22 protein-coding genes are annotated in these 22,788 nt (G+C 63.6%); 12 read left to right on the top strand and 10 right to left on the bottom strand.

The annotated features are described in order from the left end of the window. Positions 1-129 precede the first annotated feature (129 nt). The gene (locus tag ACYVHK_RS16785; protein WP_460534432.1) at positions 130-2,334 is read right to left on the bottom strand and encodes a B12-binding domain-containing radical SAM protein; all 2,205 of its coding nucleotides are present in this window, start codon (positions 2,332-2,334) and stop codon (positions 130-132) included. 220 nt (positions 2,335-2,554) lie between these two features. On the opposite strand from ACYVHK_RS16785, the gene arsC reads away from it, so the two are divergent. The 7 genes from arsC to ACYVHK_RS16750 all read left to right on the top strand — a co-directional run bounded on the left by arsC (position 2,555) and on the right by ACYVHK_RS16750 (position 8,506). Beyond that, a complete protein-coding gene (gene arsC, locus ACYVHK_RS16780) occupies positions 2,555-2,911 on the top strand; it encodes an arsenate reductase (glutaredoxin) (protein ID WP_460534430.1) in 357 nt (118 codons plus the stop codon). A gap of 114 nt (positions 2,912-3,025) precedes the next feature. After that, entirely contained in the window at positions 3,026-3,565 is a 540-nt protein-coding gene (locus ACYVHK_RS16775; RefSeq protein WP_460534428.1) for a hypothetical protein, read from the top strand. A 10-nt stretch (positions 3,566-3,575) separates the two neighbouring features. After that, positions 3,576-4,577 (top strand): hypothetical protein, encoded by a 1,002-nt coding sequence (locus ACYVHK_RS16770; RefSeq protein WP_460534426.1) that lies wholly within the window; start codon positions 3,576-3,578, stop codon positions 4,575-4,577. Positions 4,578-4,675: 98 nt separating this feature from the next. Then, on the top strand, positions 4,676-5,893 hold the full coding sequence (locus tag ACYVHK_RS16765) for a winged helix-turn-helix domain-containing protein (RefSeq protein WP_460534425.1): 1,218 nt from the start codon (positions 4,676-4,678) through the stop codon (positions 5,891-5,893). Positions 5,894-5,992: 99 nt separating this feature from the next. Then, positions 5,993-7,354 (top strand): type III glutamate--ammonia ligase, encoded by a 1,362-nt coding sequence (glnT, locus tag ACYVHK_RS16760; protein WP_460534423.1) that lies wholly within the window; start codon positions 5,993-5,995, stop codon positions 7,352-7,354. A 424-nt stretch (positions 7,355-7,778) separates the two neighbouring features. Further along, complete coding sequence (locus tag ACYVHK_RS16755; RefSeq protein WP_460534421.1) at positions 7,779-8,093, top strand: hypothetical protein; 315 nt, start codon at positions 7,779-7,781, stop codon at positions 8,091-8,093. A 104-nt stretch (positions 8,094-8,197) separates the two neighbouring features. Next, entirely contained in the window at positions 8,198-8,506 is a 309-nt protein-coding gene (locus tag ACYVHK_RS16750) for a hypothetical protein (protein ID WP_460534419.1), read from the top strand. Here the strand turns inward: ACYVHK_RS16750 and ACYVHK_RS16745 are convergent. From ACYVHK_RS16745 to ACYVHK_RS16725, 5 genes are all read right to left on the bottom strand, one after another. After that, positions 8,496-8,885: a VOC family protein gene (locus tag ACYVHK_RS16745; protein WP_460534417.1), complete on the bottom strand. Its 390-nt coding sequence runs from the start codon at positions 8,883-8,885 to the stop codon at positions 8,496-8,498. The genes ACYVHK_RS16750 and ACYVHK_RS16745 overlap by 11 nt on opposite strands. A 77-nt stretch (positions 8,886-8,962) precedes the next feature. Continuing rightward, positions 8,963-9,748, bottom strand: a complete 786-nt coding sequence (locus ACYVHK_RS16740; protein ID WP_460534415.1) for a helix-turn-helix domain-containing protein — start codon at positions 9,746-9,748, stop codon at positions 8,963-8,965. Positions 9,749-9,830: 82 nt separating this feature from the next. Then, entirely contained in the window at positions 9,831-11,915 is a 2,085-nt protein-coding gene (locus ACYVHK_RS16735) for a putative bifunctional diguanylate cyclase/phosphodiesterase (RefSeq protein WP_460534413.1), read from the bottom strand. A gap of 155 nt (positions 11,916-12,070) precedes the next feature. After that, positions 12,071-12,508, bottom strand: a complete 438-nt coding sequence (locus ACYVHK_RS16730) for a MarR family winged helix-turn-helix transcriptional regulator (RefSeq protein WP_460534411.1) — start codon at positions 12,506-12,508, stop codon at positions 12,071-12,073. A 294-nt stretch (positions 12,509-12,802) separates the two neighbouring features. Then, the gene (locus ACYVHK_RS16725) at positions 12,803-13,228 is read right to left on the bottom strand and encodes an organic hydroperoxide resistance protein (RefSeq protein WP_460534409.1); all 426 of its coding nucleotides are present in this window, start codon (positions 13,226-13,228) and stop codon (positions 12,803-12,805) included. A 224-nt stretch (positions 13,229-13,452) separates the two neighbouring features. Between ACYVHK_RS16725 and ACYVHK_RS16720 the strand changes: the two genes are divergently transcribed. From ACYVHK_RS16720 to ACYVHK_RS16710, 3 genes are all read left to right on the top strand, one after another. Beyond that, the gene (locus ACYVHK_RS16720; protein WP_460534407.1) at positions 13,453-13,905 is read left to right on the top strand and encodes a YMGG-like glycine zipper-containing protein; all 453 of its coding nucleotides are present in this window, start codon (positions 13,453-13,455) and stop codon (positions 13,903-13,905) included. A 90-nt stretch (positions 13,906-13,995) separates the two neighbouring features. After that, complete coding sequence (locus ACYVHK_RS16715; RefSeq protein ID WP_460534405.1) at positions 13,996-14,730, top strand: pseudouridine synthase; 735 nt, start codon at positions 13,996-13,998, stop codon at positions 14,728-14,730. 281 nt (positions 14,731-15,011) lie between these two features. Continuing rightward, the gene (locus ACYVHK_RS16710; protein WP_460534403.1) at positions 15,012-15,935 is read left to right on the top strand and encodes a Dyp-type peroxidase; all 924 of its coding nucleotides are present in this window, start codon (positions 15,012-15,014) and stop codon (positions 15,933-15,935) included. Here the strand turns inward: ACYVHK_RS16710 and ACYVHK_RS16705 are convergent. Further along, on the bottom strand, positions 15,890-17,119 hold the full coding sequence (locus ACYVHK_RS16705; protein ID WP_460534401.1) for an MFS transporter: 1,230 nt from the start codon (positions 17,117-17,119) through the stop codon (positions 15,890-15,892). The two genes, ACYVHK_RS16710 and ACYVHK_RS16705, sit on opposite strands and share 46 nt — an antisense overlap. A gap of 340 nt (positions 17,120-17,459) precedes the next feature. On the opposite strand from ACYVHK_RS16705, the gene ACYVHK_RS16700 reads away from it, so the two are divergent. Next, the gene (locus ACYVHK_RS16700; protein ID WP_460534399.1) at positions 17,460-18,401 is read left to right on the top strand and encodes a carbohydrate kinase family protein; all 942 of its coding nucleotides are present in this window, start codon (positions 17,460-17,462) and stop codon (positions 18,399-18,401) included. Positions 18,402-18,815: 414 nt separating this feature from the next. Here the strand turns inward: ACYVHK_RS16700 and ACYVHK_RS16695 are convergent, their stop codons facing one another. From ACYVHK_RS16695 to ACYVHK_RS16685, 3 genes are all read right to left on the bottom strand, one after another. Next, positions 18,816-19,235 (bottom strand): DUF2177 family protein, encoded by a 420-nt coding sequence (locus ACYVHK_RS16695; protein ID WP_460534397.1) that lies wholly within the window; start codon positions 19,233-19,235, stop codon positions 18,816-18,818. A gap of 187 nt (positions 19,236-19,422) precedes the next feature. Beyond that, positions 19,423-20,235, bottom strand: a complete 813-nt coding sequence (gene aroE, locus ACYVHK_RS16690; RefSeq protein WP_460534395.1) for a shikimate dehydrogenase — start codon at positions 20,233-20,235, stop codon at positions 19,423-19,425. Positions 20,236-20,268: 33 nt separating this feature from the next. Beyond that, complete coding sequence (locus tag ACYVHK_RS16685; protein ID WP_460534393.1) at positions 20,269-20,721, bottom strand: rhodanese-like domain-containing protein; 453 nt, start codon at positions 20,719-20,721, stop codon at positions 20,269-20,271. Positions 20,722-21,195: 474 nt separating this feature from the next. Here ACYVHK_RS16685 and glnA point away from each other — a divergent pair, with 474 nt between their 5' ends. Next, on the top strand, positions 21,196-22,605 hold the full coding sequence (gene glnA, locus ACYVHK_RS16680) for a glutamine synthetase family protein (RefSeq protein ID WP_460534391.1): 1,410 nt from the start codon (positions 21,196-21,198) through the stop codon (positions 22,603-22,605). Positions 22,606-22,788: the final 183 nt, after the last annotated feature.

The raw sequence follows: 22,788 nt of genomic DNA, 5'->3' as shown, positions 1-22,788 counted from the left end.
GCCGTGCTTGAGCAAGCCATTTTCCAAGCCACGCTTGATCTGGCGCAGGGTTGAACCCTGGCCCCACAAAGCAAAAGGCCGTACTGCATGTACGGCCTTTTGCTTTGCTGGATCTAGCCGCGCGCTGGATCAGCGTCCACGCGGCTTGCCGGCGGGTTTGCCGGCCGGCTTGCCCCGGCCGCCTGGCAGGTTGGGTTTGCGCTGGGCCGGGATGCGACCCACCGTGCCGGGGCCACCACCGCCGCGGGCATTGCCCTTGAGCGCCTGCTGCTTGCGCTCCTCGGCCGTCGGGTGCGGCACCAGGCAGTGCGCCGCACCGCCGATCAGGTCGGGGCGGCCCATCTCCACCAGCGCCTCGCGCAGGATCGGCCAGTGCTTGGGATCGTGATAGCGGAGGAAGGCCTTGTGCAGCTTGCGACGGTACGCATCGCGCACATTGTCGACAATCTCCGAGCTGCGGCTGACCTTCTTCAAGGGGTTGCGACGGGTATGCCACATCGTCGTGGCCATCGCCATCGGCGTCGGGGTGAAGGCCTGCACCTGGTCCGGGCGGAAGTTGTTCTTCTTCAGCCAGATCGCCAGGTTCAGCATGTCTTCGTCGCTGGAGCCCGGATGGGCGGCGATGAAGTAGGGGATCAGGTACTGCTGCTTGCCAGCCTGCTTGCTGAACCGGTCGAACAGCTCGCGGAAACGCTCGAACGCCTCCACCCCCGGCTTCATCATCTTGCTGAGCGTGCCCTCTTCGGTGTGCTCCGGCGCGATCTTCAGGTAGCCGCTCACATGGTGGGTGACCAGCTCCTTGATGTACTCGGGCGAACGCACCGCAATGTCGTAGCGCAGGCCGGAGCCGATGGTGATCTTCTTCACCCCCGGTATCGCCCGCGCCTTGCGGTACAACTGGATCAGCGGCGCATGGTCGGTGTTCAGGTTCTCGCAGATGCCGGGGTACACGCAGCTCAGGCGACGGCAGGCCGACTCGATCTTTGGGTCCTTGCACGCCAGCCGGTACATATTGGCGGTCGGCCCGCCCATATCGGTGATATGGCCCTTGAAGCCCTGCGTCTTGTCGCGGATCTCCTCGATCTCGGTCAGGATCGACTCTTCCGACCGGCTCTGGATGATGCGGCCCTCATGCTCGGTGATCGAGCAGAAGGTACAGCCACCAAAGCAGCCGCGCATGATGTTGATCGAGAACCGGATCATCTCCCAGGCCGGGATATGCGCCTTGCCGTAGCTCGGGTGCGGGTTGCGGGCATAGTGCATGCCGTAGACAAAATCCATCTCCGGCGTGGTCAGTGGGATCGGCGGCGGGTTGATCCATACCTCACGTTCACCGTGCTGCTGCACCAGCGCCCGGGCGTTACCCGGGTTGCTCTCCAGATGCAGTACCCGGCTCGCATGCGCATACAGTACCGGATCGTTGGCGACCATCTCGTAGGACGGAATCCGCACCACGGTCTTCAGCCGCGCCGCCAGCTTGGCCTTCACCCGTTCCGCCTTGCTGACGATACGAATCGGCTGCACGCCCTCCGGCAACACCTCACCGGCGATCTGCTTGGGCTGCTCCGGTTCCATCGCATACGGGTCCGGATGCGCATCGACCCGCCCCGGGGTATCCACCGTACTGGAATCCTCTTCCATCCACTCGCTATCGGGCTTCCAGCCCAAGGGCGCCATGAAGGCCGTGCCACGGATATCGCGCATATCGCGCAGCTTCTCGCCGGCGGCCGCCCGCTGGGCAACCTCCACCAGCGCCCGCTCTGCATTGCCAAACAGTAAGATGTCCGCCTTGGCGTAGACCAGGGCCGACTGCCGGACCTTGTCGCTCCAGTAGTCGTACTGCGCAATCCGCCGCAGGCTGGCCTCGATGCCGCCGATCATGATCTGCACCCCCGGGAAGGCCTCCCGACAGCGCTGCGAATAAATCGTCACCGCGCGGTCCGGCCGCTTGTCCGGCGCACCGTGCGGCGTGTAGGCATCGTCCGAGCGTGGCTTCTTGTCCGCCGTGTAGCGGTTGATCATCGAATCCATATTGCCCGCGGTCACGCCAAAGAACAGCCGTGGCCGGCCCAGCGCCCGGAACTCGTCGGCCGTATCCCAGCGCGGCTGGGCAATGATGCCCACGCGCAATCCCTGTGCTTCCAGCAAGCGGCCAATCAGCGCCATGCCAAAGCTCGGATGGTCGATATAGCAGTCGCCGGAGATCAGGATCACATCGCACTCGTCCCAACCCAGCGCATTCATCTCCTCGCGGCTCATGGGCAGCATGGGCGCGGGCGGACGCGTCACGGTACCGGCGGGCAATTCGGAGATAGGCTTGGGGCTGTCGGACATAGTCAGTTCAAAAGCGTGGAGCAATCGGCGATTTTCTCAGAAATACCCCGCCAAGTCTGCAAAAAACCGCTTTGATTTCATTGGGATAACGATCTCCATGCCGGATCGTCAGGTGACGATGCAAGGGCACTCCGCGTCGGAGCCACTTTTCGCCGTCCGTCGGCGCTCAAACCGGGACCTGCCGCGTTACACTCACTCGCCCACCTATCGTCCGCCACCCATGTCCACCACCATCTATCACAACCCCCGCTGCTCCAAGTCTCGCGAGACCCTGGCCCTGCTCGAGCAGCAAGGTGTCGCAGCCAACGTCGTCCTCTACCTCGACACCCCGCCCGATACCGCCACGCTGGAAAAGCTGCTGGCCATGCTGGGCTTCGACGATCCACGCCAGCTCATGCGCCAGAAAGAGGCCGAATACGCCGAACTGGATCTGGCGAACCCCGCCCGCACGCGCAGCGAGCTGCTGGCCGCGATGCAATTGCACCCGCACCTGATTGAGCGCCCCATTGTCGTGAAGGAGGGACGGGCCGTCATCGGCCGCCCACCCGAATCCGTAAAGGTGTTGCTGCAAGGCTAATCAGTCATTGCGTGGATAGCCCGACGAATACTTCCCGGCTATGATCCTGCCGCGCTGCCAGGCCCGATATTGAAGCCTGTGCGGGAGATCAATAACCATATCCGGGAGAATAATATGCAACGGCTTTTTGCTGTGCTGGCTGCTCTGGCGCTGTCCGCTTGTGCCACCAAGGCACCCCCCTACATCCCTTCGGTTGCCAACCTGTCCAAATTGGAAACCCTGCAGCCGGCCAAGGTCGGCCAGATCAAGGTCGCCCAGGAGAAGCTCAACAGCATCGGCCTGCGTGGCTCGAGCATGACCTCACCAGTGGGGGCAGGCTACGGTGACTATCTCAAGGAGGCGCTGGCCCAGGAGCTGAAGATGGCCAACAAGCTCAATGCCGATGCCTCGATCGTGATCAGTGGCGAATTGCTGGAAAACGAGATCGACGCCAGCGGTTTCTCCAAAGGCTACGGCAAGGTCAGCGCCCGTTTCGTGGTGAAGAAGCAGGATAAGGAAACCTACAACAAGCAAAAGTCGGCCGAAAGCCAGTGGGAGTCCTCCTTCGCCGGCCCGGTTGCGTTGCCCACCGCGATGAACAACTACCCCCTGCTGATACAACGTTTGCTGGCGTCACTGTATGACGACCAGGATTTCGTCGCCGCAACGCGCTAAGGAGCAAGACATGTTCGCTATTTCGAATCTGAAAACGCTGTCGTTGGCGGGCCTGGCGCTGCTGCTCGGTGCCTGCGCCCATCCGATCGTGATCAGTCCGGCGCCAGAGGCCATCCGCAATCCGGCTGCCGCAAGCAAGATCGACAAGCAGGTGGCGTATGTCATCTCGCCGGAAAACCGCAACAAGCAGGTGGAATCGCCAGGCGGTGGTGGAGACAAGATCAGCTACTACCCTTATCGGGATCTGGAGCTGGCTTTCTACCAGTCCTTGTCCGAGGTGTTCCGTAAAGTAAAGGTGGTTGGTTCGACGGCCGAGGCGCTGAAGGAGGCTGATGTGGACTACGTGCTCACGCCGACGTTATCGACCACATCGTCATCGACCGGCTTCATGACCTGGCCGCCGACCGATTTTCAATTGACCATCGCCTCCCAGGTTACGGATCGCCAGGGCACCAAGCGCTGGGAGGGCTCGGTGAGCGGTAAGGGCCACGCCGAGTTCTCGGAATTTGTGAAGGATTACCCGCTGGCGGCACGTCGAGCAACAGAAGCCGCGATCAAGCAATTTCGCGATAGCCTGACCCAGGCATCGGCACAGTTCGAGGGCGCAAGCCCACAGGCCGACGTGCGTACCGTGGCGCTCAGCCGCGATACGGTATCGGTGCCGATCGTACCCACGGTGGCCGAGGCTCCCGCTATGGCTGTTCCCGTCCCTGTCGCACCCCAAGTTGCCATTGCGCCGGCCAAGCTCGTAGCGGCGCCGACCGTGGCCCCCGTCGCCTACGCTGCCCCTGTCGCTCCCGTTGCGCCAACCATCAACCTGGATCTTTCCAAGGCCAAGCAGGGGGCCTGGTCGTATGAGGTCGAGCAACTGGCAAAGCGCGAAGGCTGCGTAGGTTCGGGTGCCTGGCTGCTGGCAAAGGAGGAACTGAGCGAACGTTATGTCGTCGTGTGCGACGGTGGCGCCAAGTTCGTCGCTACCTGCAATCGCGATGGTGAGTGCCTGGCTGGCTGATCATCACCACCCTGCTGACGCTCGCACAGACGGGCCAGTTACCTTGGTCGGTAACCGGCCCGTTTACCATCTCGCCGGCGGAACGGTAAGCTAGCAGCATGTCCCAGCACCTCTCCCTCGCCAGCGCCCGCGCCCTGCACCTCGCCGCCCAAGGCCTCCTCAGCCCGCCACGCAAGAAAGCCGTCAAGGCCGATGTCCTGAGCGCCATCGAGCGCATGGCCCTGCTGCAGATCGATACCATCCACGTTGTCGCCCGCAGCCCCTACCTGGTGCTGTTCAGCCGCCTCGGTCACTACGATCCCTCATGGCTGGAGCAGACCCTGGCCGAGGGCGGCCTCTATGAATACTGGGCGCACGAAGCCTGCTTCGTGCCTACGCGCGACTATGGCCTCCTGCGCCATCGCATGCTTGATCCTGCCGCCATGGGCTGGAAGTTCTCGGTCCGCTGGATGGAAACCCATCAGGCGGAAATCGCCGACCTGTTGGCCCGTATCGAGCGGCAAGGCCCGGTTCGCTCCGCCGACTTCGAGCGCAAGGGGGAGGGCAAAGGCACTGGCTGGTGGGACTGGAAGCCCGAGAAACGCCACCTCGAGGTCCTGTTCACCGCCGGCAAGCTCATGGTGGCGGAACGCCGCAACTTCCAGCGCGTCTACGATCTGGCCGAACGGGTAATCCCGCACTGGAACGACGCCCGCGACCTGCCCACGCCGGAGCACGCCCAAGCTGGGATGGTCCGCCGGTCCTGTCAGGCCCTGGGCATCGTCAAGGCCGGCTGGGTCGCGGACTATTACCGCCTCAAGCGCGGCAAGTACGACGCCGCCTTGCACGCCCTGGCCGACTCTGGCGAACTGATCCCGGTCCGGATCGAAGACTGGAAGCACGACGCCTACGTCCACCGCGACCTGGCCCCGCTGCTGGTCGATGCCGAAGCCGGCAAGCTGCAATCCACCGTCACCACGCTGCTCAGTCCCTTCGACCCGGTGGTCTGGGATCGCAAGCGTGCGTCCGAACTGTTCGACTTCGACTATCGCATCGAATGCTATACCCCGGCCGAGAGGCGCAAATACGGCTACTTCGTGCTCCCCATCCTCAGTCGCGGCAAGCTGGTCGGCCGGCTTGATGCCAAAGCCCATCGCAAGGAAGGCCTGTTCGAGGTCAAGGCCCTGTTCCTGGAACCCGGCGTGCGCGTCAGCCAGCGCCTGCTGGCCGATATCCGCACCGCCATCCAGCGCTGTGCCGATTGGCACGGCACGCCTCGCTTCACCGTACTCGATGCCCCCATGGGCGTGGCCGAGGCCCTGACCGCCACGGCCTAATATCGCCTTTCCCGATGGCTGGCTTTGCCTCTCCCCCCGTTCTCAAGCCCCCGTCCGCCGGTTAGGATGCGGCACCGCTAACGAAACGACGAGTGCAGCATGGCAACGCAAGAGGACAAGCAGGCAGCGCTGGCGAACGCCCAGCAGTGGCTGAACGACCACCAGATCGAGTACCTGCTCGCGCAGTTCGTGGACATCCACGGTGCCGCCAAGACCAAGATCGTGCCGGCCCGCCACCTGGACCTGATCACCCACACCGGCGCAGGCTTCTCCGGCTACGCCATCTGGGGCACCGGCATCGCCCGCAACGGCGGCGACTACTACGCCCGCGCTGACCTGGCCACGCTGGCGCCCGTCCCCTGGCTGCCCGGCTACGCCCGTGTCGTGGGCGATGGCCATGTCCACGGCCGGCCCCATCCGCTGTGCTCCCGCGTTTTGCTCAAGACGCAGCTTGCCCGTCTTGCCGATCGCGGCTGGACGCTCAACACCGGCGTCGAACCGGAATTCATCCTGCTCAAGCGCGATGGCAGCGGCGACTACCGCCCGGCCGACGAACTCGATGTGCTCGACAAGGCCAGCTACGACTACAAGGGCCTTTCGCGCGGCCCCAACCGCCAGTTCCTGGAACAGGTGACCGAGGCCATGGCGGCCGTCGGCGCCGACGTCTACCAGATCGACCATGAAGACGCTCCCGGCCAGTACGAGATCAACTACGTCTACAGCGACGCCCTCACCAGCGCCGACCGCTACACCTACTTCAAGATGGCGGCCAGCCACGCGGCCGAACAACTGGGCATGCTCTGCAGCTTCATGCCCAAGCCCTTCGCCGATCGCGCCGGCTCCGGCCTGCATTTCCACTTGTCGATCGCCGATCAGACTGGCCGCAACCTGTTCGAGGACAAAGCCGACCCGAATGGCTACGAACTCAGCGCGCTCGGCTACCACTTCCTGGCCGGCATCCTGCATCACGCCCGGGCACTGACGGCGATCTGCGCGCCCACGGTCAACAGCTACAAGCGCCTGGTGGTCGGCAACTCGCTATCGGGTGCGACCTGGGCTCCCGCCTATATCGCCTACGGCGACAACCGCACCGTGCTGGCCCGCTGCCCCGGCGGCCGCATCGAATGGCGCCTGGCCGATGCTGGCGCCAATCCCTACCTCGTCACCGCCGCCCTGATCGCCGCCGGCCTCGACGGCATCGAGCGCCAGCTGCAACCCGGCAAGAAGGTGGATGACGACCTGTACGAATACGACGCCCGTCAACTCAAGGAAGCCGGCATCGCCTACGTCCCGCAACACCTGGGTGAGGCCGTCGACGCACTGGAAGCCAACCCGGTCCTCGCCCAGGCGCTGGGCCAGGATTTCGTCACCGAATTCGTCCGCCTCAAGCGTATGGAATGGGTCGAATATTCCCGCCACGTCTCCGACTGGGAGCGCAAGCGCTACGCTGACTTCTTTTAGGCGAGGCTCGGCCAGCAGGGTGCGGCTGAGTTCAACTCACCGCCCGGCTTATCCCCGCAAGGGGGAGGCCGAAGTAGTAAGCCACCTGAAGGTGGCAACGACTTCGCTCAGCCGGGCGCTAACCGGCACTTGATGTTCAGACGCGCCCTCGCTTTATCGACTCCATCCCCTCACCCCTGCCGCCGCAGGGGAGCCTGGCTGACGCTCGTTCATGGCTTCGATGAGCTGCTGTAGCAACAGTGCCGTAGGGTGGAAAAGCGTAGCGCCTTCCACCAGGACCTTGTATCCATCCCGTCCTATCAACCGAGCCGATGCTGAGGCTACTTTGCGCCGACAGGCGCTCCATGCCTGAGCGCAGGCCGCCTGTGGCGGTCATTTGCCGTTAGGATGTGGCACCACACCCGTCATTCAGAAGAGCAACCCCATGCGCGCCTTGTTGGCCATCGCACTCGCTGTCACCGCTACCTCGGCCGCCGCCGGACCAAGGATAGGTACGCCCTACATCGTGGTGGTGATGGAGCGAGCCTGCCCGCAGGTCCTGCCCATGCAGGCCGAGCTCTTTCGCAATGCCTTCGGCAAGGTGTTCGGGCTTCCACCCGCCGCGGTGAAGGCGGAGCTGTCCGGTCGGGAGGCGCGGGAGGGGATCGCTGCCGCGCAGCTCAAGTGGGATCTCTCGACCGAGACCGAATGGCTGCAGGCCTGTAGCGAGTTGGCGCGGGATCTAAGCAAGCAGAAGTGAGCCACAGCGGCGACTCTGACACGCTGAACGATGGCGCTCGGCATGCTTGATTGCCCTTTCAATTCGCAACGAACTTTCGCGTTTTTTGAATGAATTGTCGACCTATGAATCTTTCTGAATATTTGATGGTGGGCGAGTTCCGGAACGACAGCCAAACCGATATGCGGCTTTTTCTTGAGATGAGCTGTGAAGAAGTGATTCTATCCCCGGGGCATCACGTAGAACTGTTCGCGATGCTATCGACGGATTTACAGCCAATAACAATTGCGCCTGTTGCCGATGGCTGGCATGTATTCCCGCACAAAGTGTTTGATCCCGACTGGCATATCCGGTTCAACGGGCAGCTAATCAAGGCTGGTTTTCCAACACGCTTGGCGGATTTCAACCCGCCTGGCGATCACGCTACCCAGTGACCGGCGAACAAATCTCCACCAGATAGCCGTTCAAATCCCGCACATAGCTCACCACCTGTCCCCAGGGCTTGTGCTCCGGCATCTTGAGCGCAACGGCGCCGTTCGCGACCGCATGCGCGTAGGCGGCTTCCGGCGCGTCCGTCACCAGGCAGATCTCGGTGCCCGCCGGGGTTTCGCCGGGGCGCTGGGGGCGGATGGCGATGCCGTGCATGTCCGCCATCTTTTCGTCGGCAAAGGCCAGCGCCGTGGCACCGGTCTCCATCTCCGCATACATCCCGCTCTCATGCACAAAGCGGCGTGTCAATGAAAAGGCCTGCTCATAGAAAGCAACGGTGGCAGTGACATCGGGCACGTAGAGGATGGTGTAGCCGAAACGCATGGTGGTCCTTGAACGTTGGATAGGTAACGCCAATGTAGGGCGGCCCGGGCGGCGTGTCTTGAATAAATCGGCCAGGCTTACAGCGGCAGGTCGCCGTGGGTCACCTGCTGTCGGTCGGATGGTGCGAAGCCGCCGAGGCGACGGAATTCCCGTGCCATATGGGCGTGATCGCTATAACCACCTTCGCTCGCGGCAGCGCTCAAACTGAGCGTGGGCTCGGCGCGCAAGAGGCGGGCAGTGCGCTGGAAGCGCAGGATGGAGGCCAGGGTCTTGACCGGCAGGCCGACAGCCTGCTGCATGGCACGGCGCAGGGTACGTTCGCTGCTACCAACCTGTTCGGCGAGGGTCACCACAGACAGGCGACCACCAGACACATGCAACAGGTCGATGGCTTCCTGCGTCGCGGGGCTGGCGGTCGGCTGTGCCTGGGCGGCAAGCCCGGAGGCCAGTGCGCGCAGCGCTGTGTGCAGGCTGCTCAGCTCGCGAGATTGCCGGACGGCGCGCAAGTGATCTCCCAGCAGGTCTGTTACCTCGGCGTCATCCAGGGTGGCATCGCACAGGTCGGCGGGGTGGAGTCGCAGGCAGGCGCCGCCCCAGCCGGCCCGAAAGCGTACGCCCAGAAAGGCGCTATGCCGGGTGACCGGCACCATGAAATAGCGGCGGGAAGGACCGGCGATGATGAACTCCAGCTGGCCGACGCCACCTTGCGGGTTGAGCTGGAAGTGGGCGATGAGGTCGATGCGCCCGTCTGGCAGCACCCGGTGCAGACCATCCGATTCTGCCAGGTAGGACCAGTCGGCTTCGATCGGATGACCGGGCGGCCAGTGGGCGGGGAATTCCTGGTAACCGTAGGGCAGCAGCATGCGTGACCGCAGGGGGTGAGAAACAAGGCGCAGAGTGTGCCGCAGCCTGCCCGGAACCGCCAGGCGCTCGAACCGGCTGCGCCTAACCGATCTCGCTGGGCATGGTGCCGGCTTGGAGCGCCTCGTCCAGTCTATCCGCCGGCATGGGTTTGCCGAGCAGAAAGCCCTGCAGGGCATTGCAACCCAGGCGGGTGAGGAAGGCTTGCTGGTCGGCGGTCTCGACGCCTTCCGCGACGATCTTGAGGTCCAGGGTGTGACCGAGGGCAACGATGGCCGCGACAATGGCCGCATCTTCCGTGTCCCGTGCCAGGTCGCGGACGAAGCCCCGGTCGATCTTGAGCTCGCTCGCGGGCAGGCGCTTGAGATAGAGCAAGCTGGAGTAGCCCGTGCCGAAGTCGTCGATGGAGATGCGCACACCCATATCGTGCAGGATCTGCAGGATACCCAGGCTGGCATCGGCATCGCGCATGGCGGTGGTCTCGGTGACTTCCAGCGTCAGGCCGGCAGGCTCCAGGCCATGCCGGTCGAGCGCATCCCTGACGGTCTGGATCAGCGAGGGGTGGGAGAACTGGATGGCGGAGAGATTGACGGCGATGGTCCAGTCGCTGCGGCCGGCATCACGCCAGACACGCATCTGGCGACAGGCTTCATCCAGGACCCAGGCGCCGATGGAGAGGATCAGACCGGTCTTTTCCGCCAAAGGGATGAAATCGTTGGGCGGTACCAGGCCACGGCTGGGGTGTTGCCAGCGCAGCAGGGCTTCGACACCGATCACCGGCCCGGCGGGAGCGCGGAACTTGGGTTGGTAGTGGAGCACCAGCTCGTTGCGGGCCAGCGCCTGCCGCAGGTCTTGCACCAGTTGCAGTTGGCGGTGCATGTCGGCATTCATGGAGGCCTCGAAGAAGCGGTAAGCGTCCCGCCCTTGCGCCTTGGCGTGGTACATGGCGGCATCGGCATTGCTGAGCAGCTCATCCTGGTGCTCGCCGTCGCCAGGGTACATGGCGATGCCCACGCTGACCGAGATGCGCAGTTCATGACCGTCGATCATGTAAGGGGCGCGGATCAGGGCGGTGAGCTTTTCGGCCATGGCGGCGGCATCGGCCGGCTCGTTGACGCTGCACAGCAATACCATCTCGTCACCGCCGACCCGGGCCAGGGTGTCCTGGGCGCGGATGCTGCGGGTGATGCGCTCGGCAACCGTGACCAGCAGTAGGTCGCCGATACGGTGGCCATACGCGTCGTTGACGCCCTTGAAGCCATCGAGGTCCATGAACATCAGGGCGAAGTGGCCATTGTCGCGACGGATACGCTGAATGGCCTGGGCCAGCCGGTCTGCGAGCAGCACACGGTTGGGCAGCTTGGTGAGATTGTCATGCAGGGCGAGATGCTGCAGCTCCTGGTTGGCTTCATCCAGGGAAGAGGCGAGCACGGCGGTCCGCATTTCCAGGCGCAGGTCGAGTACCGAGACGATGAGTGCGATCGCGAGGATGGCGAAGGTAACCACAATGATGATCAGGGCCAGCCAGCCGGTATTGACGCCACCACGGGCGGCGCCGCAAACGCTGCCGACCGGAAACTGGGCCGCGGCCATGCCGGTGTAGTGCATGCCGACAATCGCAACACCCATGATCACGGCGGCGCCTCCCCGCAACAGGCGGACCTTGGCGCCATGCTGGCGCAGCTTGAAGGCGATCCAGAGTGCCGCACCGGAGGCACCGATGGCGATGACGACCGACAGCAGGAAGGTGGACGGAATGTAGTCTATGCCGGGGACCATGCGCAGCGCGGCCATGCCGGTGTAGTGCATGCAGGCGACGCCAGCCCCCATGAGCAGCGCGCCGCCGGCCAGCCTTGGCCAGGGCAGGGTCTGCTGGCTGACGAGCCAGAGCGCAAGCGCAGAAGAGGCGATGGCGATGAGCAGGGAGAGCCCGGTGATGAAGGGGTCGTAGCCCAGCTCGATCGGCAACTGGAACGCCAGCATGCCAATGAAGTGCATGGACCAGATACCCACGCCCATGGCGCTAGCGCCACCGGCCAGCCACCAGTGCGCGGCGCGCCCCTGCGCCGTGGTAATCCTGCCCGCGAGATCCAGCGCCGTATAAGAGGCGAGAATGGCGACCAGCAGCGACAACAGGACGAGCAGCGGGTTATAGCTGCTGATCAGCATGGATTTTCTTCCTCCGGACTTCGTGCATGAGACGCGTCCGTTTATATCGAGCGTTCAGGTGGCCCGCTTACCTTCCGACTGTAGTTGCTCCACGAGACGAGCGCGCCGCACCCTGCACAATATATTACGTACGGTCGCCGACGACCGTGCTGGCGCTAGGCCGCCTGGCTTTGGCTCAGCAAGCGATCCAGCAAGGGACACAACTGGGCGATCTCGTCGTGCGTCAGGCCCATGGCGTCCAGCAGGGCGGGCGGCACGGCTTCTGCCTTGTTGCGCAAGGTGCGGCCGGCATCGGTCAGCATCACCCTCACTTCACGCTCATTCTCGGCCCGTCGCTCACGGCGTATCAGCCCACTCTGCTCCAGGCGCTTGAGCAAGGGCGTCAAGGTACCCGAGTCCAGCATCAGCCGCTCGCCGATGGACTTCACGGTCACGTCGTCCGCCTCCCATAGCACCAGCATGACCAGGTACTGCGGATAGGTCAGGTCCAGCGCCGCCAGCAAAGGCTGGTAGCAGCGTGTCACCGTGCGGGAGGCTGCATAGAGTCGGAAGCAAAGCTGGGCATCGAGCCGCAGCCAGTCGGTATCGTTCATGATGGTGATCGCCTGAAAAGCACAACGCGGCCCTGATGAACCGCGTTGTGCATTCTACGGATGAGTGAACACAGAGAATAAGTTTCCTTGTGCGTCGCTCCCCCTAAAGGGCCTGGTTCACAATCCGCCTGGCTAACGACGCGACCGCTACGAGCGTTAGCGAGGCTCCCTCGCGGCGGCGAGGGCGGGGGGGTGATAGGTAAGCAAAGCCCGCACGAGTATCAGATGCTGGCCAGCACCTGGCTTTGCCAGGTGGGGTGCTGTCCCAGGCCCCCCACACCTGGTTGACTGTGTTCAAACTAGATGGACATTGACGTCCACATTGCCGCGGGTAGCGTGCGAGTAAGGGCAGATATCGCTGTGGGCGGTCTCGATCAGTTGCTGGGCCACGGCGCGATCCATGCCGGTCAGGGTGACGGCGAGGTCGGCGGTGATGCCGAAGCCCCCGGCAGCACGCGGGCCGACGCCCACACGGGCCGTGACCGATGCGGATTCGATCTTCACACCCCGCTGGCGGGCCACGAAGCGCACGGCACCTTCAAAGCAGGCCGCATAGCCGGCCGCGAACAGCTGTTCCGGGTTGGTCGCTGCGCCGCCAGGGCCGCCCATTTCCTTGGGGATGGCCAGCTTGGCCTTCAGCACGCCATCGGACGATTCGATCTGGCCTTCACGGCCACCAACGGCGGTGGCTTCTGCGGTGTAGAGAACTTGGACGGACATGGCGGTATTCCTCATAAGTGGGTAACAGGTTTTGCCTGCTTGGCGAGACGAAATATAGTCAGCAATCAAATTGTATGCAATTTAATTGTTTCTATTTAAACGATAGCCAAAAAGCGAGCCGACGAACGGTCAAAAGTAGCGGCCCGATTCAGCAAGGATTCAGCCCCTCGGCACCACTATGCGAACCATAGACGGCCACCCCGCCGTGTCCAAGGAGCAAGACCATGCGTAAATCGATTTCCATCCTGTTGCTGGCCGGCGCACTCGCCAGTACGGCGGCGATGGCAGATTCTTCCCGCGCAGTCCTGGGCGGTGCACTGGGTGGCGCAGCTGGTGCGGCCATCGGTTACAACGTCAATGGCCGCGACGGTGCCCTGGTCGGTGCCGCCCTGGGTGGCCTGGTCGGCGTGGCAGCCAGCAGCCGGCACGATGGCTACCATCGCAACGATGGCTACTACCGTGGCGGCAGCAGCTACTCCCGTTATGAAGGCCCACGCGTCATCCGCCGCGAAGTCATCGTCGAACGCCCGCGCTACTACTACCCGCCCGAGCGCGTGGTCTACGTACCGCGCGGTCACTACGACCGGGGCTGGGATCGCCGCTATGACAGCCGCTGGGACCGCCATGATCGTTGGGAACGGCATGATCGCTGGGATCGCCACTCGCGCTGGGACTGATACCCGCCGCGTCCGGTCGCCGCAGACAAGGTAAAATAGCCAGACAGCCTCACCTCAGGGTGGGGCTGTTTTCGTTACCACCCAGGCGCCATGGCGATCAACTCCAAACCCCTTCCGCTCGAACGACTGTTGCAATCGCAAGGCTTTGGCAGCCGCAAGGCCGCCCGCAGCCTGATCGAATCCGGCCGTGTCCTGGTCAACGGCCAGCCCTGTCGGCAGCCGAACGCCAGCTTCTCACCGCAGGACCTGCAGCTGGACGTCGACGGCGAGTCCTGGCCCTGGCGCGAAAAACTCTATCTGGCACTGCACAAGCCTGCCGGGGTCGAATGTTCGCGCAGCCCGCAGCATCACACCCCCGTTTTCGCCTTGCTGCCGCCCCACTTCGTCGAGCGCGGCGTGCAACCGGTCGGCCGGCTGGATGCCGATACCACCGGCCTGCTGCTGCTGACCGACGACGGCCCCTTCAACCATGCGCTCGCCTCGCCCAGGCGCCATGTTCCCAAGACCTATGTGGTCAGTTGCAAGCACCCGGTCGTCGACGAACTGGTGGCCACCCTGCTGGCGGGCGTGCTGCTGCACGACGAGACCGAGCCGCTGGCCGCGCTGGCTTGCCGACAGATCAATGCCCATCAGTTGGAGATGACCATCGACCAGGGCAAGTACCACCAGGTCAAGCGCATGGTGGCCGCAGCAGGTAACCGGGTCGAGGCCTTGCACCGTTCCGCGATGGGCGCGCTGGTGCTGGGCGAGGGCATTTTGGCAGGTCTGGCCGAAGGGGAATGGCGCGAGCTGCCCGAGGACCTGGCATTGGCGCTGAAGGCTTAACGTCACGCCATGACGGCCGGGACCACGTACCGTCCGCAGCAGACAGGCACGCTGGCAGGCAATCGGGCGATTCCAGTAGTCCCGGTTTCTCAGTGAGGCAAGGCGCGAGTGAAAGGTATCGTCGCGCATATATCTGATAGGTAAGGAGATATTTTTCGTGAGCCACGCCGCATCACGACGAAAAAGGGGTTTCTGGAAGTGCCCAATACCCATAAAGAGGGCTGGCATCCTGACCTTTAGCCCCTAAAATGTGCCATCCGCATCCTGATCGCTTCCCGCCCATGTCCCTGCTCGACCTTGCCCAAACTGCCGTCTGCGCTGCCAGCCATTCCCACGGCGGCTATCTGTCCTTTGACCTGAGCGGGACCGACCCGGCCCTCGCCCGCAAGGCGCTCGCACAACTGGGTGAGCAACTGGATGCCTGGGCCGGCGAGGGCAGCGATGCCCGCAACTGCTGGGCAATCGGCATTGGTGCGGAAGCCTGGTCGCTGCTGGTCGGCGACGCAGGCCCCGCCGAGCTGGCGCCCTTCCCGGCATTCGACGACGCGATTCACGCCAACCCCAACACCCCGCACGCCGTTTTCGTCCACCTGCGCAGCGACCGCCACGATGCCTGCTTCATTGCCGGTGAACTGGCCCGGCAGGGCCTGGCCAGCCAGTTTGCCCTGGTGGATGTGCGCAGTGGCTTCCGCTATCGCGACAGCCGCGACCTCACCGGCTTCGTCGACGGTACCGAGAATCCGGCGCAGGACGAACGTCCCGCCGCCGCGTTGCTGGATGATGGCAGCGCCTATGCCGGCGGCAGCTTCCTGCATGTGCAGCGCTATGTGCACGACCTCGCCAAGTGGCGCCGTACCCCGGTCTCCACCCAGGAGCGCACCATAGGGCGGACCAAGGAAGACAATATCGAGATGGACGACGACATCAAGCCGCCCACCTCGCACATCGCTCGTACCGTGATCGAAGAGGATGGCGAGGAGCTGGAAATCCTGCGCCAGTCGCTGCCCTATGGTGAAGTGGGCGCCGAGCAGGGGCTGATGTTCCTGAGCTACTGCAAGACGCCCACCATCTTCACCCGCATGCTGGCCCGCATGGTCACCCGGCGCGACGGTCATAGCGATCACATGCTGCACTTCACCACCGCCGTGACCGGCGCCGCCTACTTCGTCCCACCGAGGGCCATGCTGACGGCCTGGGCTGGCTGAGTCCGCAGTAGCCCGGCGGCGACCGGCAAGGCGCAGGCGACCGACAAGGCGCCAAGCAGATAGACCGAGTCATAGCCGAACTGGCTGGCCGCCAGTCCCGTCAGCGGGCCGGCCAGCCCGAGTGCCAGGTCGAAGAAGGCGGCATACGCCCCCAGCGCCGTACCGCGACTGGCCGGTGACACCCGCTTGACCGCCTCCACCCCGAACGAAGGGAAGATCAGCGAGAAGCCCAGTCCCGTCAGCGCGGCCCCGGCAAAGGCCATCCACTGGCTGCTGGCCTGCCACAGCAGCAACTGGCCGGCACTCTCGATCACCAGGCACACCAGCGCAATGCGTGCGCCACCGAGCTTGTCCGGCAGGCCGGCCAGGAACAGCCGGGTACCGATATAGGTCACCCCAAAGGCGGTCAGCGTGGCCGATGCGTTGGCCCAGCCATGCGCCGCAAAGTGCAAGGTGATGAAGGCCGCAATGGCACTGAAGCCGACCGATGCCAGCGCCAGCCCCATGCCAGGTTGCCAGACGGCGCCCAGCACCCGGTAGAACGGCTCGCGCACACCGGCGGGTATCGCCACGGCCGGGATCATCCGGCTCAGCAGCAAGGCCAGCACCGGCAAGGCGATGACCGCGCCGGCGGCCGCCACAAAACCATAATCCTGCAGCAACAGCACCCCCAGTGGCGCACCGACCGCAATCGCGGCATACATGGCGATGCCCATCCAGGCCATCACCCGCCCGGCATTCGGCAGCCCAACCCGGCCCAGGCCCCAACTCAGCAGACCCGTTCCGGCCAGGCTCTCGCCGCTGCCCAGCAGCAGGCGCCCAGCCAGCAACAACGCCAAGCTCAGGGCTGCCTGCTCACGGACCAGCGCCGCCAGCAAATGCAGGCCCCCCGCCAGCGCCACCATGCTCAACCCCCGCCGGACCGCCACGTCGGCACCCCGGCTATCGGTCAGCTTGCCGGCGTAGGCGCGGGTCAGCAGCGCCGCCAGCGACTGGCTGCCGATCACCACGCCCACCCAAACCGCACCAAAGCCCAGTTGCTGGTGCACAAACAAGGGCAGTACGGGCAGCATGATGCCCAGCGTCAGAAAACAAAAAAACACCAGCAGCGAGATCGGCAACAAGCGTCCCAGCACTTGCTGCGGTGTCAGCGCCGCACCCGCGGCGCCAGAAGTATTGGCCATGGCTGGCTCCCATCCCCAACATCCGGCGAGCAGTCGGTGCGGAGATTGAATATGAATAATTGCTCGCGTTTTCTACGGGCAATGTTAGGGGCAGGTCCGCTTTGGGCATATTCGTGTTCGGTCGCCGCGGGCTGCATCGCAAGCCAGCCAGCAATGACGTGCCGCACGGTGGTTTTCACGGGTAAAGGTCGCGCCAGCCAGGGCAAGGGTGTTCGCATTTGCCGTACTTGCTCGCAAGACAAACAGGGAGGGGATGAATGCAATTCATGCGCATATCTGACCCACGCGATACAACAAGGCTAAAATAGCTTTTTGCCCAATTAAATAATCTGGACTCCCCATGCCTACGCTGATTTGCGGCTCGGTCGCCTACGACACCATCATGGTCTTCCCCGACCGCTTCAAGCACCACATCCTGCCGGACAAAGTCCACATGCTGTCGGTGTCCTTCCTGGTGCCCGAGATGCGTCGCGAATTCGGCGGCTGCGCCGGCAACATCGCCTACAACCTGCAACTGCTGGGCGGCGAGCCGGTGATCATGGCCACCGTCGGTCAGGACTTCGGCCCCTACGCCGATCGCCTCAAGACCCTGGGCATGCGCCAGGACTGCATCCGCGTGATCGACGACCAGTACACCCCGCAGTGCTTCATCACCAACGACCTGGACGACAACCAGATCACCGCCTTCCACCCCGGCGCCATGGGTGAGTCGCACAACAACCGCTTCGACCATGTGCAAGGCCTCAAGCTCGCCATCATCGGCCCGGACGGCCGTGACGGCATGCTGACCCACGTACGCGAACTCAAGGCCGCCAAGGTGCCGTTCATCTTCGATCCGGGCCAGGCCATGCCGCTGTTCTCCGGCCCCGAACTGCTGGATTGCGTCGCCGCCGCCGACTACGTCGCCCTGAACGACTACGAAGCCGCGCTGATGGAAGAAAAGACTGGCAAGGGCATCGCCGACCTCGCCAGCATGGTCAAAGCCCTGATCGTCACCCGCGGTGGCGAAGGTTCCACCATCTATGTCGACGGTAAGGAAATCACCATCCCGGTCGCCAAGGCCGCCGAAGTCCTCGACCCCACCGGCTGCGGCGACGCCTACCGCGCCGGCCTGCTGTTCGGCATCGACCGCGGCTGGGACTGGGAAACCACCGGCCGCCTGGCCTCGCTGCTGGGCTCGATCAAGATCGCCCAACGCGGCGGCCAGAACCACAAGTTCGACCAGGCCAGCCTGCGCGCCGACTTCCGCACCGCCTTCAACGCCGAACTGCCAGCTTGGTAAATCGGCCTATAGGTTGATGGCAGGAAAAGAAAATGCCGCCTTTCCGGGCGGCATTTTCATATCTAGTCCAGGCACGTCCCGGCTATGCACCTCGCTCCGGTAAGAGTGCCAATGAGGCCTGGTGCATTTGGTTGCATGGCTGGACGTAGGTCAGGGGCCGGTAGGTTGGCGCCGAGCTTGCGAGGCCCAACATGGAACGCAATTGCGCCGTCCTGATAGTCAGAATACTTAGGGCGCTATCCCCAAAAGGCATCGCACCGCATTGCCGCTCGTTGCGAGTTTGGATCACCATGGCTCTGCGCGTCGTGCCGTCGGCACCGCGGTGATCTCGAGTAAAGCCGGAGGCCGATACCGAAGTTCGGCGGCCATCTGTCAATATGCTTGATCCGGACCTTGCACCCCCAAGCCCCGGCACTACCCCCGCTTCCGCCAATGACTCACCTGCTGCCCCAGCATGGCACTCAGGCTCGTCGCCACGGCACCCCACAGCATGTCGGCCACCGTCACCGGCCAGGACCATCCGGGCAAGGTAGCGTAGTTGCTCAGGTCGTAGGTGCCGTACGCGCATAGCCCGAAGGCCGCGCCGAGCAAGCCGGTTCGCAGCGTCCGGTCGTGGGGCTGCAGCGGCCGCTGCACAAACAGCAAGATGCCCAGGGTATACAGGAGATAGAACAAGGCGGCCGGCACCCAGCGCGGCTCGACCAGCAACAGGCCGTTCAGTTGCTGCTGGTAGAAGTCGCGGGCCAGCAATCCCAGCCAGACGGCATCCAGCAACAGGAACAGCAGCAAGGTGACCAGCCAGGTCAGGGCATAAAGTCGTACCGTTGTAGTCACGTGGGGTCTCCGATCCGGGTCTTGCCCATGCCGTGAGGCATGGGTAGGCATCCCACTGTAAACAGGGCCGACGGCGCTTACCCCGGTTCCCGCTTGGCGAGAGACAGGCTCTCTGCCCAGCACTGCGTAGGGCGCAATCCCCGCAGGGCATTGCGCCTCATTGTTGCAGGCAGAGGCGCCTGGGTTGCTACAGGGCAGCCCTGAGCGCCGCCAATACCGGCGCCGTATCCGGCCGCACACCGCGCCATGCCAGAAAGGCTTCGGCCGCCTGCTCCACCAGCATGCCCAAGCCGTCCAGCCGCTGTGTTACGCCGTGCCGCGCCGCCTGCTGCAAAAAGGCCGTCTCGGTCTTGCCGTACATCATGTCGTAGGCCAGCACGGCTGGCCGCCACAAGCCGTCCGGCAATAACAGCTCGGCACCGGCAAGGCTGGCCGATGTCGCATTGATCACGATGTCGAATTCACCCTTGCCCAGCGCCGTCAGGCCCACGCCCTGCACCTCCCCAAACTCGCTGAAGTGCGCCGCCAGCGCCTCGGCTTTGTCGGCAGAACGGTTGGCAATCAGCAGGCTGGCGGGCTCCTCGTCCAGCAAGGGCAAAATCACGCCGCGCGAAGCACCACCCGCACCCAGCAACAGGATGCGCTTGCCCTCCAGCGTGGTATGGCGCAGCAGGTCGCAGACCAGACCAGCTCCGTCGGTGTTGTCACCCACCACCCCCTCGTCGTCCAGCCACAGGGTATTCACCGCCCCGGCCAGCTCCGCCCGTTCCGTCAGCTCATTGGCAAAGCGGAAGGCCTCTTCCTTGAACGGCACCGTCACATTGCAGCCGGCGCCGCCCATGGCCAGGAACTGCGCCACCGTCCCTATGAAGTCATCGAGCGGCGCCTCCAGCGTCTCGTAGACCAGTTGCTGGCGGGTCTGCTCGGCAAAGGCAGCATGGATGAACGGGGACTTGCTATGGGCAACAGGGTGGCCGATGACGGCGTAACGATCAGTCATTGAATATTCGCTGGAAAGTTGAAAAGAGAAGGCTCAGCCCTGCGACCAGGGCAGGCCGCGCGCCTTCCAGCCATTGATCTTGCCGCGCTGCCCATGGTCATCGCGGTCGCCTTCAAAGCCTTCGAGCACGTTGTAGCACTCGGTAAAACCATTGGCCGCCGCCAGCGCCGCCGCCTCGTGCGATCGTCCGCCGGTACGGCATAGAAAGAACAGCGCGTCTTCCGCGTCAACCTGGTGCTTGAGCTGCTCCAGGAAATTCGGGTTGGCCAGCATGCCAGGAAAGCTCTTCCACTCGATCTTGACGGCATTCAGCGGTGTCCCGACAAACTGCCACTCGGCACCGGTGCGCACATCCACCAGCTTGCTGGCGGGCAGGGTGCTGAGCAGGGTATGGGCCTCTTCCGGTGTCAATGCCCCGGAATAAGGCAGCTTCTGCGCTTCGGCGCGGGTGCGTGCGCGTTGCAGTATTTCATTGGTCAAGCTCATGACAGGTCTCCGCGTGATGCTGGTCTGCGGCACTGGCATCCCCGTCGGGGCGCCACCGCTGCGAATTCAGAAGTAGAGGGAAGCGCTTCAATTATGGCAAAGATCGGCCGCACACAGGCACTTGCTGCCATCCGCACATCGCCACGCAGGCTGGCAATCGGGCGGCGAACTTGTAACGTGCCAGACAGTCCACCGACAGGCATGCCCACACCGCCTGGCGCGGCCGCACCAAGCGCTGCACCATTTCGGTGCTGATGGCTTATTTGTGATCTAAAATGGTGCGAAAAGTGGTATTGCCATGCCCTCGAATGGCGCATTACTTGGGACTCGATCGCGTGGCATATTTCCTGCTACATTGCTGCCCGAACGCGGGCGCAAAGCATGAGCATGCACCCCGGTTTACATTTACATACTTAAGCACCTCTCCGGCACATATTGCTGCGCCGGTCCCTTCTACCTTCAGGAGTTATGCACATGGCGGTCGCCGACGTACTCAAGCTAATCAAGGAAAACGACATTCGTTTCGTCGATCTGCGCTTCACCGATACCATCGGTAAAGAACAGCACGTGACGGTGCCGTCGCACGTGGTCGACGAAGAGTGGTTCGAGCGTGGCCATGCATTCGACGGCTCCTCGATCACTGGTTGGAAGGGCATCCAGGCCTCCGACATGCTGCTGATGCCGGATCCCAGCACCGCCAACATCGACCCGTTCTTCGACGAGCCGACCGTATTCATCACCTGCGACGTGATCGAGCCGGATACCGGCAAGGGTTACGACCGCGACCCGCGTTCCATCGCCAAGCGTGCCGAAGCCTTCCTGAAGGCATCCGGCCTGGGCGATACCGCTTACTTCGGCCCGGAACCCGAATTCTTCATCTTCGACGGCGTGCAGTGGAACGTCGACATGACTGGTTGCTTCCTGAAGATCACTTCGGACGAAGGCGCCTGGGCATCGAGCGCCGACACCGACGGCGGCAACCACGGCCATCGTCCGCGCGTCAAGGGCGGCTACTTCCCGGTTCCCCCGGTCGACAGCCACCAGGACATCCGCGCTGCCATGGTCATCGCGCTGGAAGAGCTGGGCGTGCCGGTCGAGGTGTTCCACCACGAAGTCGCCAACGCCGGCCAGAACGAAATCGGCACCAAGTTCAGCACCCTGACCCAGCGCGCTGACTGGACCCAGATCCTGAAGTACGTGGTCCACAACGTGGCCCACCAGTACGGCAAGACCGCTACCTTCATGCCCAAGCCCATCGTTGGCGACAACGGTTCCGGCATGCACGTGCACCAGTCGGTCTGGAAAGATGGCAAGAACCTGTTCGCCGGTACCGGCTACGCTGGCCTGTCCGAGTTCGCCCTGTACTACATCGGCGGCATCATCAAGCATGCCAAGGCACTGAACGCCATCACCAACCCGGGCACCAACTCCTACAAGCGTCTGGTTCCGCATTACGAAGCCCCGGTCAAGCTGGCCTACTCGGCCCGTAACCGCTCGGCCTCCATCCGCATCCCGCACGTGGCGTCCGACAAGGGCCGTCGTATCGAGGCGCGCTTCCCGGATCCGCTGGCCAACCCGTACCTGGCCTTCTCGGCCCTGCTGATGGCCGGTCTGGATGGCGTGCAGAACAAGATCCACCCTGGCGATCCGGCCGACAAGAACCTGTACGACCTGCCGCCGGAAGAAGACAAGCTGATCCCGACCGTCTGTGCTTCGCTGGATGAAGCCCTGGACGCGCTCGACAAGGATCGCGAGTTCCTGGTCCGCGGTGGCGTGTTCACCAACGAGTGGATCGATGCCTACATCGAACTGAAGATGAACGATGTGAACAAGATCCGCATGACCACGCACCCGATTGAGTTCGACATGTACTACTCGCTGTAAGCGTACTTGGCCCCGGCAGTCGCTCGGGGAGCCAACACAAAAAGCCCGCACTCACCGTTTGGTGGTTGCGGGCTTTTGTTTAAGTGTTTCGTGCGGCTTCGGCCGGCATCAGCGGTCTTTTTAAAGGCGGGGGCTGTCAAAGTTTTGCGATGACGTGCAAAAATAAGCCCTGATGCATATGCA

This window comes from Chitinimonas naiadis (genome assembly GCF_054780835.1).
The sequence above is the reverse complement of the archived record's forward strand: the minus strand, read 5'-3'. Positions and strand labels throughout refer to the sequence as shown.